The organism is Janthinobacterium sp. SUN033, assembly GCF_030397595.1.
GTDB classification, from domain to species: Bacteria; Pseudomonadota; Gammaproteobacteria; order Burkholderiales; family Burkholderiaceae_D; genus Janthinobacterium; species Janthinobacterium kumbetense.
This window is the reverse complement of the sequence record NZ_JAPQNV010000003.1, coordinates 13,869-28,959: the sequence shown is the minus strand read 5'-3', so window position 1 is coordinate 28,959 and position 15,091 is coordinate 13,869. Positions and strand designations below refer to the sequence as shown.

Below are 15,091 nucleotides of genomic sequence, written 5' to 3'. Positions count from 1 at the left end.
CCCTGTCAAACTTCTTGTGCAGTGCGCGCCTGTCTGGCATGGCATCGGCTACCATGCGTGTTTTCTTCTTCCCGACACCTTCGCATGCCCAAGAAACTCCTCTTGCTGATTCCTTTCCTGCTGCCGTTGCCGCTCCTGGCCCAGACCCCGCCCACCTTGCTCGACCTGCAGCTGCTCGCCATCAAGGTCAGGGCGGATGCGGCTAGTCATAGCCCGGAAAGCATCGCCGAATTTGAGCAGGCACGGCGCGTGGCGGAAACGGGCGACGTGGAGGCGCAGCTGGACCTGGCGCGCATGCTGCAGCTGGGCGTCGGCACGCCGCAAGATACGGCACAGTCGATGGCCTGGATACGCAAGTCGGCCGAAGGCGGCTATGCGCCGGCGCAGGCGGCCATGGGGGTGGCCTACACCTTGGGCGGCAAGGTGCCCATCGACCGCGTGCAGGGCGAATACTGGCTGCGCCGGGGCGTGGCGCAGGGCGATGCAGAGGCGCAAACCATCCTGGCGATGGAATACATCGATGGCGACAGCAGTGCCGAAGAGCAGGCGCTGGCCATCACCTGGCTGAAGGCGGCGGCGAACGAGCAGCACTTTGTGCCCGCCTACAATGCGCTGGGCGAGCACCTGATGCGCGCAGCCGTCGATGAACAAGATCGCGGCGAGGCTTTCCACTGGTATTACAGATCGGCGCGTGAAAAGGAGCCGGCCGGCATGCGCAACCTGGCCCGCGCACATGAGCTGGGCCTGGGCGTGAAACGGTCGGACAAGTGGGCCCTGGTCTGGTACGAGCGGGCCGGATGGAGCGGCGACGTGCCCGCCATGCGGCGCATGATCGAGGTGTACGTCAAAGGCGAACTGGGAGAACAGGCGAATGCCGAAGACGCGGCCGAATGGCGCGGCAAGCTGGCAGAGAAGGAAAACAAATGAAGACCATCCTGTTGGTATTGAGCTTGGCCCTGGCGCAGAGCGTGCTGGCGCAGCCAGCGTCCACCAACGCACCGCGCCAGCATCCGGCGCTGGTCGAATTCGATATGTCCGGCCTCGATGACATGCGCGCAAGGGTGCGGGCCGTGGTCGACCGTCCTGCCGACCTGTCGCCGGACAAGGTCGCCGCCTTCGGGAAGGCGCGCCTGGCCGCGGAAGGGGGGAATGCGGCTGCCCAGTTGGAGCTGGCGCAGATGCTGCACGGCGGCGAAGGCACGCCGCGCGACGTCGACGCCGGCCTGGCGTGGATGCGGAAATCGGCCGCAGGCGGCTATGGCCCGGCGCAGGCTTTCCTGGGTGTGGCCTACACGCTGGGGCAGGGTATGGCCATCGACCGCAAGCTGGGCGAATACTGGTCGCGCAAGGGCGCCGCGCAAGGCGTGGAGCTGGCCAACTTCACGCTGGCCATGCACTATGAAAATATCCGCAGCAGCCCGGAAGAACAGGCGCACGCGCTGCACTGGCTGAAGTTCTATGCGGAAAACGGCTTCATCCCCGCCTACAATGAAATCGGCTACCGCCTGATGATGACGGCGCAGGACGAGGCGCAGCGCAAGCAGGCATTCACCTGGTACATGCGGGCGGCCAAGGCGCTCGATCCCTCCGGTTTGAACAATGTGGCGTACTCGTATGAAGTGGGGCAGGGCGTGCCGCAGAGCGACGAGGCGGCCCTGGGCTGGTACGAAATGGCGGCCATCGCCAAAAGTCCGCCGGGCCAGACGGGCTTTGCGCGGCTGCTGGAGCAGGGCCGTGGCGGCCCGACCCGGCAAGGGCCGGCGCCCAAGCCCTTCGCGCTGTACCTGCTGGCGGCGAAGCAGGGCGACCTGGAAGCCATCGAACGGCTGATCAAGGTGTACGATAGGGGCGAGCTGGAACAGGCGGCCGACCCCGCGCAAGCGGCCCTGTGGCGCGAAAAGCTCAGGCTGGCCAAGACTCCCTGAGCGGGCATGACGGCGCGGGGACGGCATGATATCATCATTGTTATCGATAACAATATCATGAGAGACCCATGAATCCCGATTTCCGCTCCAGGGACATGCTCGAAAAGCATATCCAGCACACGATGAATTTTTATCACCCGCGCGCGTTTGACCCGAGCGGCGGCTTTTATCACTTCTTCCTCGATGACGGCACGGTGTACGACGCCAGTACGCGTCACCTGGTCAGCAGCACGCGCTTCATCTTCAATTACGCCATGGCGTACCGCCACTTCGGCGATGACGCTTACCAGGCGGCCCTGCGCCACGGCGTTGCCTTCCTGCGCGACGTGCACCGCGACCCGGCCACGGGCGGCTATGCCTGGCAACTGTCGTGGAAAGACGGCGTCAAGACGGTGGAAGACGGCGCCAACCACTGCTACGGCCTGGCTTTCGTGCTGCTGGCCTATGCGCACGCCTTGCAAGCTGGCGTGACGGAAGCGCGCGCGTATCTGGACGAGACCTTCGAATTGATGGAACAGCGCTTCTGGCTGCCCGAACACGGCCTGTATGCGGACGTGGCCAGCGCCGACTGGTCCACCCTGGACGGCTACCGGGGCCAGAACGCCAATATGCACGCTTGCGAAGCCATGCTGGCCGCGTTCGAGGCGACGGGCGAAGCGAGATATCTGCACCGCGCCGAAACCCTGGCGCACAACATCACGGTGCGCCAGGCGGGCCTGGCGAACGGCATGATCTGGGAGCACTACAAGCCCGACTGGTCGATTGACTGGGATTACAACCTGCACGACAAGAGCAATATCTTCCGTCCGTGGGGCTACCAGCCCGGCCATTTCACGGAATGGGCCAAGCTGCTGCTGATCATGGAGCGCCACAGCCGGTTCATGGCCGGCCCGTCGGACTGGCTGCTGCCGCGCGCGCGCGCCCTGTACGACACGGCGCTGGCCAAGGCCTGGGATGGCGAACATGGCGGCATCCACTACGGTTTCGGCCCGCAGGACGAGATCTGCGACGGCGACAAATACTTCTGGGTGCAGGCGGAAAGCTTCGCGGCCGCCGCCGTGCTGGCCGTGCGCACGGGCGACGAGGCTTACTGGCATAGCTACGACAAGATATGGGACTACAGCTGGACGCACTTTGTCGACCACGAACACGGCGCCTGGTACCGCATCCTGACGCCTGAAAATCAAAAAATCAGCAACGAGAAAAGCCCGGCCGGCAAGACCGATTACCACACCATGGGCGCCTGCTATGAAGTGCTGAACGTGATCGGCGGTGCCGCATGAGCGCCGCCAATTTCCCACGCTTTGTGTCGGCCGGAGAAGCGCTGACGGACATGCTGCGCACGGGCGCCGACTCCTGGAACAGCCAGGTGGGCGGTTCGACCTGGAACGTGGCGCGCGTGATGGCGCGCCTGGGCGTGCCAAGCGCCTTTGCGGGCGGCGTCAGCCTGGACGTCTTCGGCGACGCTCTGGCGCAGGCGACCGGGGCGGCGGGCCTGGACATGCGCTTCCTGCAGCGCCATGCGAAGTCGCCGCTGCTGGCCATCGTGCATGAACTGCATCCGCCTACGTATTACTTCATCGGCGACGACAGCGCCGACCTGCATTTCGACTCTTCGCTCCTGCCGGCCGGCTGGATGGAGGGGGCGCAGTGGGTGCATTTCGGCGGCATCAGCCTGGCGCGCGAACCGCTGGCGGGCAAGCTGTTGGCGCTGGCGCAGGAACTGAAGGCGGTTGGCGTGAAGATCAGCTACGACCCGAATTTCCGCATCATGATGGATGAACGCTACGACGCCACTTTGCGCCGCATGACGCAGCTGGCCGACGTGATCAAGGTGTCGGACGAAGACCTGGCGGGCCTGTTCCGCCATGACGACATCGATGGCGCGTTTGCCACCCTGCGCAGCTGGAATCCGCAAGCCACGTATTTGTATACGCGCGGCGCGCAAGGCGCGGCGCTGTACCGGGGCGAGCAGACATGGCAGGCGGCGCCGCCCGTCATCGAGGTGGTCGATTCGGTGGGGGCGGGTGACGCCAGCATCGGCGGCTTGCTGTACAGCCAGATGTACCGGCCCGAGGCCGATGGCGGCCAGCATTTGCGCTTTGCCGTCGCGGCGGGCGCGGGCGCCTGCCTGGCGGCCGGTGGCGCGCCCCCTTCGGTGGAACTGGTGGAGTCGCTGGTGCAGCGCACTGTGGTGCGCTAAGTGGCGCTCGACGGGTTGGTGGGGGCAGTCACTTCGCGCCCGGAATGTGCCCGACCGGAGCACATTCCCCCGTCGACGCCCGCTCCATCAAGGTAAACGCCATCAAATGATGCGTGGCGGGCACCGTTTCTCCGGCACGGCGCTGGCGGATTTCGTCGATGACGAGATTGACGGCGGCGCGCGCCATGTCGGCGATGGGCTGGTGGATGGTGCTCAGCTCGGGCCAGACCGTGGTGGCGACGGGCGTGTCGTCGAAGCCGCACACGCTCAATTCCATCGGTACCTGCAAGCCCATGCCGTGCGCCACGGCCAGGGTGGCGGCGGCCATGTCGTCGTTGCTGGCGAAGATGGCGCTGGGATGCGGTGCTTGCGCCAGCAGCTGGCGCGCCGCGTCGAGACCCGAACGATACGTAAAGTAACCTTGCGCCACCCTGTGCGGCGCTACCCGCAAACCCGCTTCCCGCATGGCGTCCTCGAAAGCCTGGCGGCGCAGCAGGGCCGGCGTGTGCGCCGGATCGCCTTCGATGAAACCGATGTCGCGGTGGCCCAGCGCGAGCAGGTGGCGCGTCATGGCCAGCGCGCCTTCGTAGTCGTCGATGCGCACGGCCGAAACGCCGGGCGAGGGCCGCGCCGTGGCCACGGCGATGGCGGGGATGCCCATCCGGTTCAACTGCGCCAGCACTTCCGGCGAATCGCAGAGGGGCGGCGGCACGAGGATGCCATCCACGCCGGCCGCCACCAGGCAATCGATGCCGGCGCGCTGGCTGTCCAGGTCTTCGCAGCGTTCCAGCAGCAGCTGGCCGCCGCCCTGGCGGCATTGATCCATGGCGCCAACTAAAAATTCGCTGAGGAAGGCCGCGCTCGGGTTGCTGTACAACAGGCCGATGCGCAGGGTGCCCGTGCGCGCCGCCCTGGCCGCCAGGTTGGGCTGGTAGTGCAGGCTGGCGATCGCCGCCTCGACCTTGTCGCGCGTGGCCGCGCTGACGCTGGCGCGCCCGTTGATCACGCGCGACACCGTCATGGCCGACACGCCGGCCACGCGCGCGACGTCGTGCACGGTGGCGCCGCTGGCGGCGTCGGAGGAGGTGGGGGCGGCGTGCGCCGCCTTATTCGAGGTGGCCACCGAATTTCAGCTTGCCGCTGATGCGCATGCCATGCAATTGCCCCTCTTCCAGTTCGGCGGCGCTGGTGCGCTGCGCCGTGTCGCGCCGCGCCAGTCCCACCGACAGGATATCGAGCATCATCAGCTGCAGCAGGCGCACGATCATGGGCACGAAATTGAGGTTGCCTTCCGGGTGGTTCAAGGTCAGCAGCACGTCGGCCAGCTTGGCCAGCGGCGAACCGCTGGCCGTGATCGCCAGCACGCGCGCGCCGCAGCCCTGCGCCACCTTGACGGTGCGCAGCAGGTCGGGCAGGGCGCCGGAACGGGAAATGACCAGCGCCACGTCGCCTGGCTTGAGCATGGCGGCGCTCATTTCCTGCGCCTGCGGGTCGGCAAAGAAGCTGCTGACGATGCCCAGGTTGAGCAATTTGTGCTGCATGTCGTCGGCCACCACGCGGGCGCTGCCCACGGCCAGCAATTCCACGCGCTGCGCGCCGCGCAGCAGTTCGATGGCGGCCGTCAGCGCTTTGACGTCGAGCATGTCGCGCAGGGCCAGCGCGGCCGAGGCGTTATTGCCCAGCACCTTGCGCGCCAGTTCGGCGTCGGAATCCGATATCTCCACGTGGCAGTGGGCCACCGTGATGGCGCCGCCCGTCAGGCCGGACGCCAGCTTCAATTTGAAGTCGGCCAGGCCCTGCACGCCGATCGAGCGGCAAAAGCGCATCACGGTCGGCTGGCTCACGCCGACGCGCTGGGCGATTTCGGCAATCGGCAGGGTCAGCATGGCGTTCGGCTCCTTCAAGACCCAGTCGGCCACCTTGCACTCTGAGGGGCTCATCCTGCCGCGCGCCTGGCGCACGGATTCGAGCACGGGCGCGCCGGAATGGGCGCGCTTGAGCTTTTGCGCGAGGATGGCGGCGATGCCGAGGAAAGTCGGCAGTTCGGCCGTGATCAGAAAGGTGGGAATCTGCGCCAGGTATTCGTTCAGGCGGCCCTTTTGCTCGAAGCGGGCGCGGAACTGCGACTGTTCGAACAGGGGGCCCAGGCGCGGCACGATGCCCCCGCCTATATAGATGCCGCCCAGCGCGCCCAGGGTCATGGCCACGTTGCCAGCGATGGAGCCGAGGATGGCGCAGAAGCAGTCCACCGCTTCGAGGCACACGTCGCATTCATTGTTCAGGGCGCGGCTGGTGATTTCGGCTGCCAGCAGCGGCAGCGCATCGGGCTTGCCGGCGCGCTCGGACAGGGCGCGGTAGATCAGTTCCAGGCCGCGCCCGGAAGCGAGGCGTTCGGCCGAGACGTGCGACAGCTCGCGCCAGGCGAAGGACAGCACGTCCATCTCGCGCTGGTCGCAGGGCGCGAAGCTGACGTGGCCGCCTTCGCTGCCCAGCGCGATCCAGCGGTCTTCGGCGGGGATCATGCCCGACACGCCCAGGCCCGTGCCCGAACCGAGCAGGCCGATGACGCTGTCGGCGCGCGCCATGCCGCCGCCGATCTGCAGGCGCTGGTCGGGCCGCAGATAGGGCAGGGCCATGGCCAGCGCCGTGAAGTCATTCACCACCAGCAGGGTGTCGAGGCCCAGCGTGGCGCGCATGGCCTCGATCGAGAAGAACCAGTGATGGTTCATCATGCGGATATTGTCGTCGTCGATGGGATTGGCGATGGCGATGGCCGCATGGCGCACGCGCGCCGAACCGGCGGCGCGCGCCTCGCTGCTATCCATATAGGCGGTGATGGCGTCGAGCAGCGAAGCGTAGTCGTCGCAGGGCAGCACGGCGACCGCTTCCAGGTGGCCCTGGCGCGTTTCGAGCACGAAGCGGGCGTTGGTGCCGCCAATGTCGGCCAGCAAGCGCGGCCCTTCACTGAAACGCTCCGCCGGATCGCTGCCTGCTACTTCCATTTTTTCATCTATTTTCATGGCGGTGCCTAGTCTCGTCTGCGTGCGCTGTCTTGGCGGCGCACTGTCATTATGGCAAAAACCAAGGATTTTAATTCGTATACGTGCCGCGTGCCGAAAAATGCGGGACGCCTGCGTAAATGCTTGTCCGCAGTGCCGGAAATGGGCGGCGCCAGCGGAAAAAACAGGGCAGTCAACGCGCCTGTCGGTACGCAAATAAAGTGTCGCAGAGTAGTCGTAGGATTACAACATAATATGTTGATATTTGTTCGTAGTATAGTTACTATGTCCCTGCTGGAAAGAATTCTGGCCAGTACATTCGGCCACGAATGACTAGATAAAAAATAAATTACTGAGGAGACTTACCATGCTGCATCGCACCATGTTGAAGGCCGTGTTGAAAACGCTGCCAGCTGCCATCGTCTTAGCCATCGCCAGCGGTTCCGCTGCCGCCGACCCTATGTACCCATCCGATTCCGAAGGCTTCCACGGCTACCTGCGCGCCGGCGCTGGCAGCAATACATCGGGCGACGGAGGTTCGCAAGGCTGCTTCGGCCTGGGTGGCAATACCATGAAATACCGTCTGGGCAATGAGTGCGACGCCTATACGGAATTCGGCTACACCAAGTCCATCGCCAAGTCCGGCGGCGTGAACTACCTGGCCACCATCTGGGTCAACGCCTACGCGCCAAACTCGGATTTCGGCGACAACAAGCTGGGCATCGTCAAGGCCTACGTCGAAGCGCAGGGACTCGACTTCCTGAACGGCGGCACGGCCTGGATCGGTAAACGCTTCTACTACCGTCCTGACATCCACATGCTGGACTTGCAATACATCAATATGAACGGCACGGGCGCCGGCCTGGACCGCATTCCTGCTGGTCCTGGTAAATTCTCGTATGCCTTCTTCAAGGACAACGATTTCAACAAGTTCGATGACAGCCTCGGCACGATCAGCGGCAAGCCGGGCGCCTTGCTCGGCACCCGTTCGGCCGTGCGCCAGAACTTCATCTACGGCGAGATTCCCGTCAATGAAAACGGCACGCTGGACCTGGCCGCGACCTACATCATCGGTGAAGGCAAGGACAACGACTTGTACGGTAAGAAACACAATGGCTGGCAGCTGTCGGCCTTCCACCGTCAAGGTAAAGTGTTTGGCGGCGGCAACACCTTCGGCGTGCAGTACGGCGTCGGTCCCGGCACGGGCAAGGGCGCGCAGTTCGGCGCTTCGGGCGACACCAGTTTCGGTTCGGACGTCAAGCGCACGCGTATCTTCAATGACATGGCGATCCAGCCGATGGCCAACTTCGGCATGGAATTCGTCGCCCTGTGGCAAAAAGACGAGTCGAACGCCAACGGTTCGTCGACCTGGACCTCGGTTGGCGTGCGCCCTGTGTACGCATTCACCGACAACTTCAAGCTGGTGGGCGAACTGGGCACGGACCGCGTGACGCAAGCGGGCGGCCTGCCGGCCAAGCGCCTGACCAAGCTGACCATCGCGCCGACGATCTCGGCCGGTCCTGGCCTGTGGTCGCGTCCAGAACTGCGCGCTTTCGTGACCTACGGCAAATGGAACGATGCGGCCACCGCCTCGGTCAATGCGTCGAACAACGGCGGCCCGATCTATAACAACAACACCAGCGGCACGTCCTATGGTTTCCAGGTAGAAACTTGGTTCTAAGTTAGCAGGCGTTGTAAGTCTAGATCAACCTGGCGCATCCTTCGCGGATGCGTTTTTGGCGCCGTCCCGTGATATAAATGCAATGTAGTCGTTTCATGGATCACGGCGCCGTCTTTTCACTGAAGATGATGCCCGTTTGCAAGCGGGTCTGAGCACAAGAGCGCCGGTACAGGCGCAGATTTCACCTTTTTCGGCCCCCGTATGCCGAAGCCCCCTAAAAGCTTGATCAAAAAAGGAATGTGGAGATGAAACTGAAATTCAAGATTACCCAACTGGCCGCGTTGACCACCCTGGCATTTGCCGGCAGCGCCTTTGCGACCGACGTGGAAGTGTTGCACTACTGGACCTCCGGCGGCGAAGCGAAGTCCGTGGGCCAGTTGCAGCAAATCGTGAAGGAAAGCGGCTTCGGCTGGAAAGACTTCGCCGTGGCCGGTGGCGCTGGCGAAAACGCCGCGACCGCGCTGAAAACCCGCGTCATTTCCGGCAACCCGCCAACGGCCGCCCAGATCAAGGGCCCGTCGATCCAGGAGTGGGGCGCGGAAGGCGTGCTGGCCAATATCGATGATGCCGCCATTCCAGGCAAATGGGATGCCGTGCTGCCGAAAGTCGTCGCCGACATCATGAAATACAAGGGCCACTACGTTGCCGCCCCTGTCAACGTCCACCGCGTCAACTGGATGTGGGTCAACCCGGAAGTGCTGAAAAAAGCCGGCGTGGCCACCACCCCGACCACCTGGGATGCGTTCTTCGACGCGGCCGAGAAAATCAAGAAATCGGGCGGCATCGCGATCGCCCACGGCGGCCAGCCATGGCAGGACGCCACCGTGTTTGAATCCGTCGCGCTGGGCGTGGGCGGCACGGAATTCTACAAGAAGGCCATCCTCAAGCTGGATCAGAAGGAATTGACCGGCCCGACCATGCTCAAGGTGTTCGACACCCTGGGCAAGGTGAAGACCTACATCGACAAGGATGCGGCAGGCCGCGACTGGAACCTGGCGACCGCCATGGTCATCAACAACAAGGCCGGCTTCCAGTTCATGGGCGACTGGGCCAAGGGCGAGTTCACGGCAGCCGGCAAGGTGCCGGGCAAGGACTACCTGTGCGTGGCCGCTCCTGGCACGGACAAGGCCTACACCTTCAACATCGATTCGTTTGCCATGTTCACGCAAAAGGATGCGAATGCGAAGAAAGGGCAGATCGCCCTGGCCAACGCCATCATGAATCCGAAGTTCCAGTCGATCTTCAACCTGAACAAGGGTTCCATCCCCGTGCGTTCCGGCGTATCGAAGGACAAGTTTGACGCTTGCGCCCTGAAATCGATGGAAGACATGGACGCCACCAACAAGAACGGCGGCCTGGTGCCATCGTTCGCCCACGGCATGGCGCTGGCATCGGCCACGCAAGGCGCCGTGACCGACGTCATCGCCAAGTTCATGAACACCAACATGAGCTCGAAAGACGCGGTTGCTGCATTGGCCAAAGCGGCAAAAGTGAAGTAATCACGACGGCGCCGGCACTCCCGCCGGCGCCCTCTGCATCGCATGCATCGCAGGCGTCCGCCCTGGCATTCGTCCAGGCCGGCGCCACACGCAGTTCTACTTCTACGGCTGTCCTATGTCCATACGCAAGCAATTCGACCGATGGATACCGCAGATGGTGCTGGGCCCCACGCTCATCGCCAGCTTGGTATTCGTCTATGGTTTTATCTTTTTGACCGGTTGGCTGTCGCTGACCGAATCGCGGCTGATGCCGAACTACGAGTTCGCCGGCCTGGTGCAATACGTCGAGCTGTTCGACAACGAGCGTTGGTGGACCTCGCTCAAGAACCTCGGTATCTTCGGTGTCCTGTTCATCGGTTGCAGCATCGCCATCGGCCTGTTCCTGGCCATCCTGCTGGACCAGAAAATCCGCGCCGAAGGCGCGCTGCGCGCCATCTACCTGTATCCGATGGCGCTGTCCTTCATCGTCACCGGCACGGCGTGGAAATGGATGCTCAATCCCAGCCTGGGCCTGGAAAAGGTCATGCACGACTGGGGCTGGACCTCGTTTACCTTCGACTGGCTGGTCAATTCCGACATGGCCATCTACACGGTGGTGATCGCCGGCGTGTGGCAATCGTCGGGCTTCGTCATGGCCCTGTTCCTGGCCGGCCTGCGCGGCATCGATGATGAAATCATCAAGGCGGCGCAAGTCGATGGCGCATCCCTGCCGACGATCTACTGGCGCATCGTGATTCCCGCCATGCGTCCCGTGTTCTTCAGCGTGCTGCTGATCCTCGCGCATATCGCCATCAAGAGCTTCGACCTGGTCATCGCACTGACGGCTGGCGGACCTGGCAATTCGTCGTCCGTGCCGGCCATCTTCATGTACCAGTTTTCCTTCACCCGCGGCCAGCTGGGCCTGGGCTCGGCATCGGCAATGATGATGCTGGCCACCATCGTGGCCGTGCTCGTGCCGCTGATGTACCTGGAAACGCGCAGCGCAAAGGCGATGAGATGACACCTACACGCAATAATCGCCTCACCCTCGGACGGGTGGTTGTATATCTGCTGCTGATCCTGTTTGCGGTGTACTACATCGTGCCCCTGTACGTGACCCTGTCGACGTCGTTCAAGTCGCTCGACGAGATCCGCAGCGGCAACCTGCTGGCACTGCCGCATGTGTGGCAGTTCGACTCCTGGTCCAAGGCCTGGTCCTCGGCCTGCACGGGCGTCACCTGCGACGGCATGCAGCCGTTCTTCTGGAACTCGATCAAGATGGTGATTCCCGCCGTGCTGATCTCGACCTTCCTGGGCGCCTTCAACGGCTACGTGTTCGCGCACTGGCGCTTCCGCGGTTCGGAAATCCTGTTTGCCGCCTTGCTGGTGGGTTGCTTCATTCCGTTCCAGGTGGTGATCCTGCCGATGGCGCGCCTGCTGGGCGAATTCGGCCTGGCCAATACGACTACCGGCCTGGTCTTCGTCCACGTGGTGTATGGCACGGCGTTCACGACCCTGTTCTTCCGTAACTACTATATCGGCGTGCCGGAAGAATTGATCAAGGCGGCCCGCATCGACGGCGCCGGCTTCTTCTTGATCTTCCGCAAGATCGTGCTGCCGATTTCGGGTCCGATTTTCGTCGTCTGCATCATCTGGCAATTCACGCAGATCTGGAACGACTTCCTGTTCGGTATCGTCTTCGCCAGCGGCGATTCGCAACCGATCACGGTGGGCTTGAACAACCTGGTCAACACGTCCACGGGCGTGAAGGAATACAACGTCAACATGGCGGCCGCGGTGATTGCCGCGCTGCCGACCCTGCTGGTCTATCTGGTCGCAGGCCGTTATTTTGTGCGCGGTCTGACCGCAGGCGCAGTCAAAGGTTAAGGAAAGAATATGTCCAGTTTATCGATACGCAGCATCCGCAAGGTGTACACGAATGGCGTCGAAGTCCTCAAGGGCATCGACATCGAGATCAAGGATGGCCAGTTCCTGATCCTCGTCGGCGGCTCCGGCTCCGGCAAGTCGACCTTGCTCAACATGGTGGCCGGCCTGGAAAGCGTCACTTCCGGCGAAATCCTCATCGACGGCAAGGTGGTTAACGACCTGCCGCCGAAGGACCGCGACATCGCCATGGTGTTCCAGTCGTATGCGCTGTACCCGTCGATGACGGTGCGCGAAAACATCGCGTTCGGCTTGAACGTGAAAAAAGTGCCGAAGGCGGAGCAGGAGGAAATCGTCGCCCGCGTCGCCGAAACCCTGCAGATCACGCACTTGCTGGACCGCCGCCCGGCGCAGCTGTCGGGCGGTCAGCGTCAGCGCGTCGCCATGGGCCGTGCCATTTCGCGCAAGCCGTCGCTGTTCCTGTTCGACGAACCGCTGTCGAACCTGGACGCCAAGCTGCGCGTGGAAATGCGCGCCGAGATCAAGCTGCTGCACCAGCGCCTGAAGGCCACCATCGTCTACGTCACGCATGACCAGATCGAAGCGATGACCATGGGCGATTTGATCGCCGTCATGAAGGATGGGGTGGTGCAGCAACTGGGCACGCCGCAGGAAATCTACGATAATCCGGCGAATCTGTTCGTGGCCGGCTTCATCGGCTCGCCATCGATGAACTTCATCACCGTCAAGCCCGTCGTCGAAGGCAATGAGGTGTTTGTCGCCATCGAGAACGCAGGCAAGAGCATGCGCCTGGCCCTGCCGTTCGCCACCGACAAGCTGCGCAGCTATGCGGGCCGCGACGTGATCCTGGGCGTGCGCCCGGAGCAGATCACGGACATGAGCAGCGCGCACGGCGACGTGGGCCAGGAACTGGGTTGCCTGATCGACCTGGTCGAGCCGACCGGCCCGGATACGCTGCTGACGACGCGCCTGAACGGCGCCGCCGTGACTTGCCGCACGCATCCGCGCGAAGCCGTGCTGCCAGGACAGACGATGCAGCTGTCGTTCAACCTGTCGAAAGCGGCCCTGTTCGATCCGGAGAATGGTGAACGCATCGCGTAAGCGACGTTGTCCATAAAAACGGCCCGCCTGTCAGCTGACAGGCGGGCCGTTGTCGTTTGCGCCGCGCTTATTTGGCCAGCGATTTTTTATACGCGATGGCGTAGCTCAGCTTGCCCGTCGGCGTGACCAGGTCGTCCAGCGCGGCCTGGCTGAAGACGCCCGTCCAGCCCAGGGTTTGCGCCGTCACGCCGCGGCTGACGATATCGTTCGCCTTCAGGCCCGCCATCGCCGTCGATGCGCTCTTGATGGTGGCCATGTAGCTGGCAACGTCGCGCGTGTCCGTCTTGGCCAGGTCGATGCCAGGCTGCGTGCGCAGCCAGTCGGCCCAGTAGAACTCGAGGAATTCCGTGGCCGTCGACGGCACCACGTAGCCGGCGTCGCGCGTGAAGTAGACGAGCGAGCGGTACGGGTCGTTGCCCAGCGACTTCAAACCGATGGACGCGGGCAGCTGGCTGGTGGCGATGGCCTTGTTGCCGCCATCCTTCAGCCAGACCTTGTTGACCTTCTTCATCTGCGCCCAGAAATCGTATTCACTGAGCTTGCTGAAATTGTCCGTCACCTTGACCCATACCTTCAGCTGATGGTTCTGGCCATTGTCGGCATCCCGGAAGGCGCTGAACGTGTGGTGGCCGTCCGTCAGGTACAGGGTGCCGTTCGGGCCGATGACGACCGTCTTCATGTCGCCCGGCTTGGTGCCCACGGCGGACTTGCACTGGAACGTGGCCGGTGGATTGCTCAGGGTGGCGCCGGCCACGTTGGCCGTCTTGCTCACCACGTCGTCCTGGCCGTTGGCTTCGCACAGTTCGGCGAATTTCTTCGGCTTGTTGGTCTTGGCCATGACCAGGTCTTCCGCGCCGTAGCGGCCCAGCTTGTAGTAGATCTGATCGTAGCCGACGGCTGGCTGCGTGGGATGCAGTTCGTCGAGCGACACTTGCAGGAAGACGGGCGCCGCATCGGTGCCGGGGGCCGTGGCGGCCAGCACTTGCTGGCGCGCGCCGAGCACGGGCGGCGTTTCCAGCACGCTCTTGCCGGTGGCCATAGGCGCGCCGCCATCGATGATCTGCGCGACGATGCTGCCGCTGGCATTGACGATGTCGATATCCGTGCCGCTCTGTTTTACCTGCAGGTTGTCGAGCAGGACGTCGGCCGGGTCCTTGCTGTTCGGCGTCAGGGCGCCATTGACGAAGTCGTAGTTGGCCGCCATGCCCAGGGTTTGCAGGGGCGCCGCCAGGGCCGTGCCCAGCTGCGTCTGCGCCGTTTGCAGCCTGGCCGCATCGATGGCGGCCAGGCTGGCGGGAGACGCGCTCGAGGGGATGCTGCCCAGCAGCTGCATGGCGATGACGGAGGTGAGCGGCGTCAGGTTGACGGCGCTTTCCTTCAGCGACAGCGCGTACAGGGTGGTGCCGCCTGCCGGCGTGACGGAGACGAGGAAGGGCGCCTTCGCCGCGGCAGCCAGGGTGATGGCCACTTTGCCTGTCGCGTCCGTGGTGCCGCTGCCGACGACATTCTTGCCGGCGTCGAGCACGGAGACGGAAGCATTCGCCACGGCCTTGCCGGTGGCTGCTACCACGTTCAGGATGCGTGCCGGGGTGACGGGGTCCACCGGGGCGACGGGCGCCGTGGTGTCGCGATAGTCTGTGCCGCCACAGGCGACCAGGCTGGCGCCCAGTGCGAGGGCGATGGCAATCGATAAGGTACTGCGGCGGATGCTGTGCTTGTACATGGAGTCCCGTGATGTCGGCCTGAAAAGTGCCGACATGCTAGCGGGCGCAGATGTCAGGATGATGACACGCCTGGAT

Annotated in this window: 12 protein-coding genes; 9 read left to right on the top strand and 3 right to left on the bottom strand. The window is 63.7% G+C overall.

From position 1 onward, the window contains the following. Positions 1-84: 84 nt before the first annotated feature. The 4 genes from OX460_RS13150 (at position 85) to OX460_RS13135 (ending at position 4,128) form a co-directional block, all read left to right on the top strand. Positions 85-927 (top strand): tetratricopeptide repeat protein, encoded by an 843-nt coding sequence (locus OX460_RS13150; protein WP_289898912.1) that lies wholly within the window; start codon positions 85-87, stop codon positions 925-927. After that, on the top strand, positions 924-1,925 hold the full coding sequence (locus tag OX460_RS13145) for a tetratricopeptide repeat protein (protein ID WP_289898911.1): 1,002 nt from the start codon (positions 924-926) through the stop codon (positions 1,923-1,925). Before OX460_RS13150 ends, OX460_RS13145 begins: the two co-directional genes overlap by 4 nt. 68 nt (positions 1,926-1,993) lie before the next feature. Then, the gene (locus OX460_RS13140; protein ID WP_289898910.1) at positions 1,994-3,208 is read left to right on the top strand and encodes an AGE family epimerase/isomerase; all 1,215 of its coding nucleotides are present in this window, start codon (positions 1,994-1,996) and stop codon (positions 3,206-3,208) included. After that, a complete protein-coding gene (locus OX460_RS13135; protein WP_289898909.1) occupies positions 3,205-4,128 on the top strand; it encodes a carbohydrate kinase in 924 nt (307 codons plus the stop codon). The genes OX460_RS13140 and OX460_RS13135 overlap by 4 nt, the downstream gene beginning before the upstream one ends. A 28-nt stretch (positions 4,129-4,156) precedes the next feature. Here the strand turns inward: OX460_RS13135 and OX460_RS13130 are convergent, their stop codons facing one another. Next, the gene (locus OX460_RS13130) at positions 4,157-5,251 is read right to left on the bottom strand and encodes a LacI family DNA-binding transcriptional regulator (RefSeq protein ID WP_289898908.1); all 1,095 of its coding nucleotides are present in this window, start codon (positions 5,249-5,251) and stop codon (positions 4,157-4,159) included. Continuing rightward, the gene (locus OX460_RS13125; protein WP_099380657.1) at positions 5,235-7,148 is read right to left on the bottom strand and encodes a glucokinase; all 1,914 of its coding nucleotides are present in this window, start codon (positions 7,146-7,148) and stop codon (positions 5,235-5,237) included. The genes OX460_RS13130 and OX460_RS13125 overlap by 17 nt, the downstream gene beginning before the upstream one ends. A gap of 346 nt (positions 7,149-7,494) precedes the next feature. Between OX460_RS13125 and OX460_RS13120 the strand changes: the two genes are divergently transcribed. The 5 genes from OX460_RS13120 to ugpC all read left to right on the top strand — a co-directional run bounded on the left by OX460_RS13120 (position 7,495) and on the right by ugpC (position 13,292). Further along, positions 7,495-8,808 (top strand): carbohydrate porin, encoded by a 1,314-nt coding sequence (locus OX460_RS13120; RefSeq protein WP_099664440.1) that lies wholly within the window; start codon positions 7,495-7,497, stop codon positions 8,806-8,808. Positions 8,809-9,053: 245 nt separating this feature from the next. After that, the gene (locus OX460_RS13115; RefSeq protein WP_099664439.1) at positions 9,054-10,307 is read left to right on the top strand and encodes an ABC transporter substrate-binding protein; all 1,254 of its coding nucleotides are present in this window, start codon (positions 9,054-9,056) and stop codon (positions 10,305-10,307) included. 115 nt (positions 10,308-10,422) lie between these two features. Further along, the gene (locus OX460_RS13110; RefSeq protein WP_010397323.1) at positions 10,423-11,307 is read left to right on the top strand and encodes a sugar ABC transporter permease; all 885 of its coding nucleotides are present in this window, start codon (positions 10,423-10,425) and stop codon (positions 11,305-11,307) included. Next, positions 11,304-12,173 carry a carbohydrate ABC transporter permease gene (locus OX460_RS13105; protein ID WP_034777933.1) on the top strand — a complete coding sequence of 290 codons (870 nt, stop codon included), beginning with the start codon at positions 11,304-11,306 and terminating at the stop codon, positions 12,171-12,173. The genes OX460_RS13110 and OX460_RS13105 overlap by 4 nt, the downstream gene beginning before the upstream one ends. Before the next feature lie 9 nt (positions 12,174-12,182). Continuing rightward, positions 12,183-13,292, top strand: a complete 1,110-nt coding sequence (gene ugpC, locus OX460_RS13100; RefSeq protein ID WP_099664438.1) for a sn-glycerol-3-phosphate ABC transporter ATP-binding protein UgpC — start codon at positions 12,183-12,185, stop codon at positions 13,290-13,292. 67 nt (positions 13,293-13,359) lie between these two features. Here ugpC and OX460_RS13095 read toward each other — a convergent pair whose 3' ends face one another. Further along, positions 13,360-15,015, bottom strand: coding sequence for a ParB-like protein (locus tag OX460_RS13095; protein WP_289898907.1), 1,656 nt, complete (start codon positions 15,013-15,015; stop codon positions 13,360-13,362). Positions 15,016-15,091: the final 76 nt, after the last annotated feature.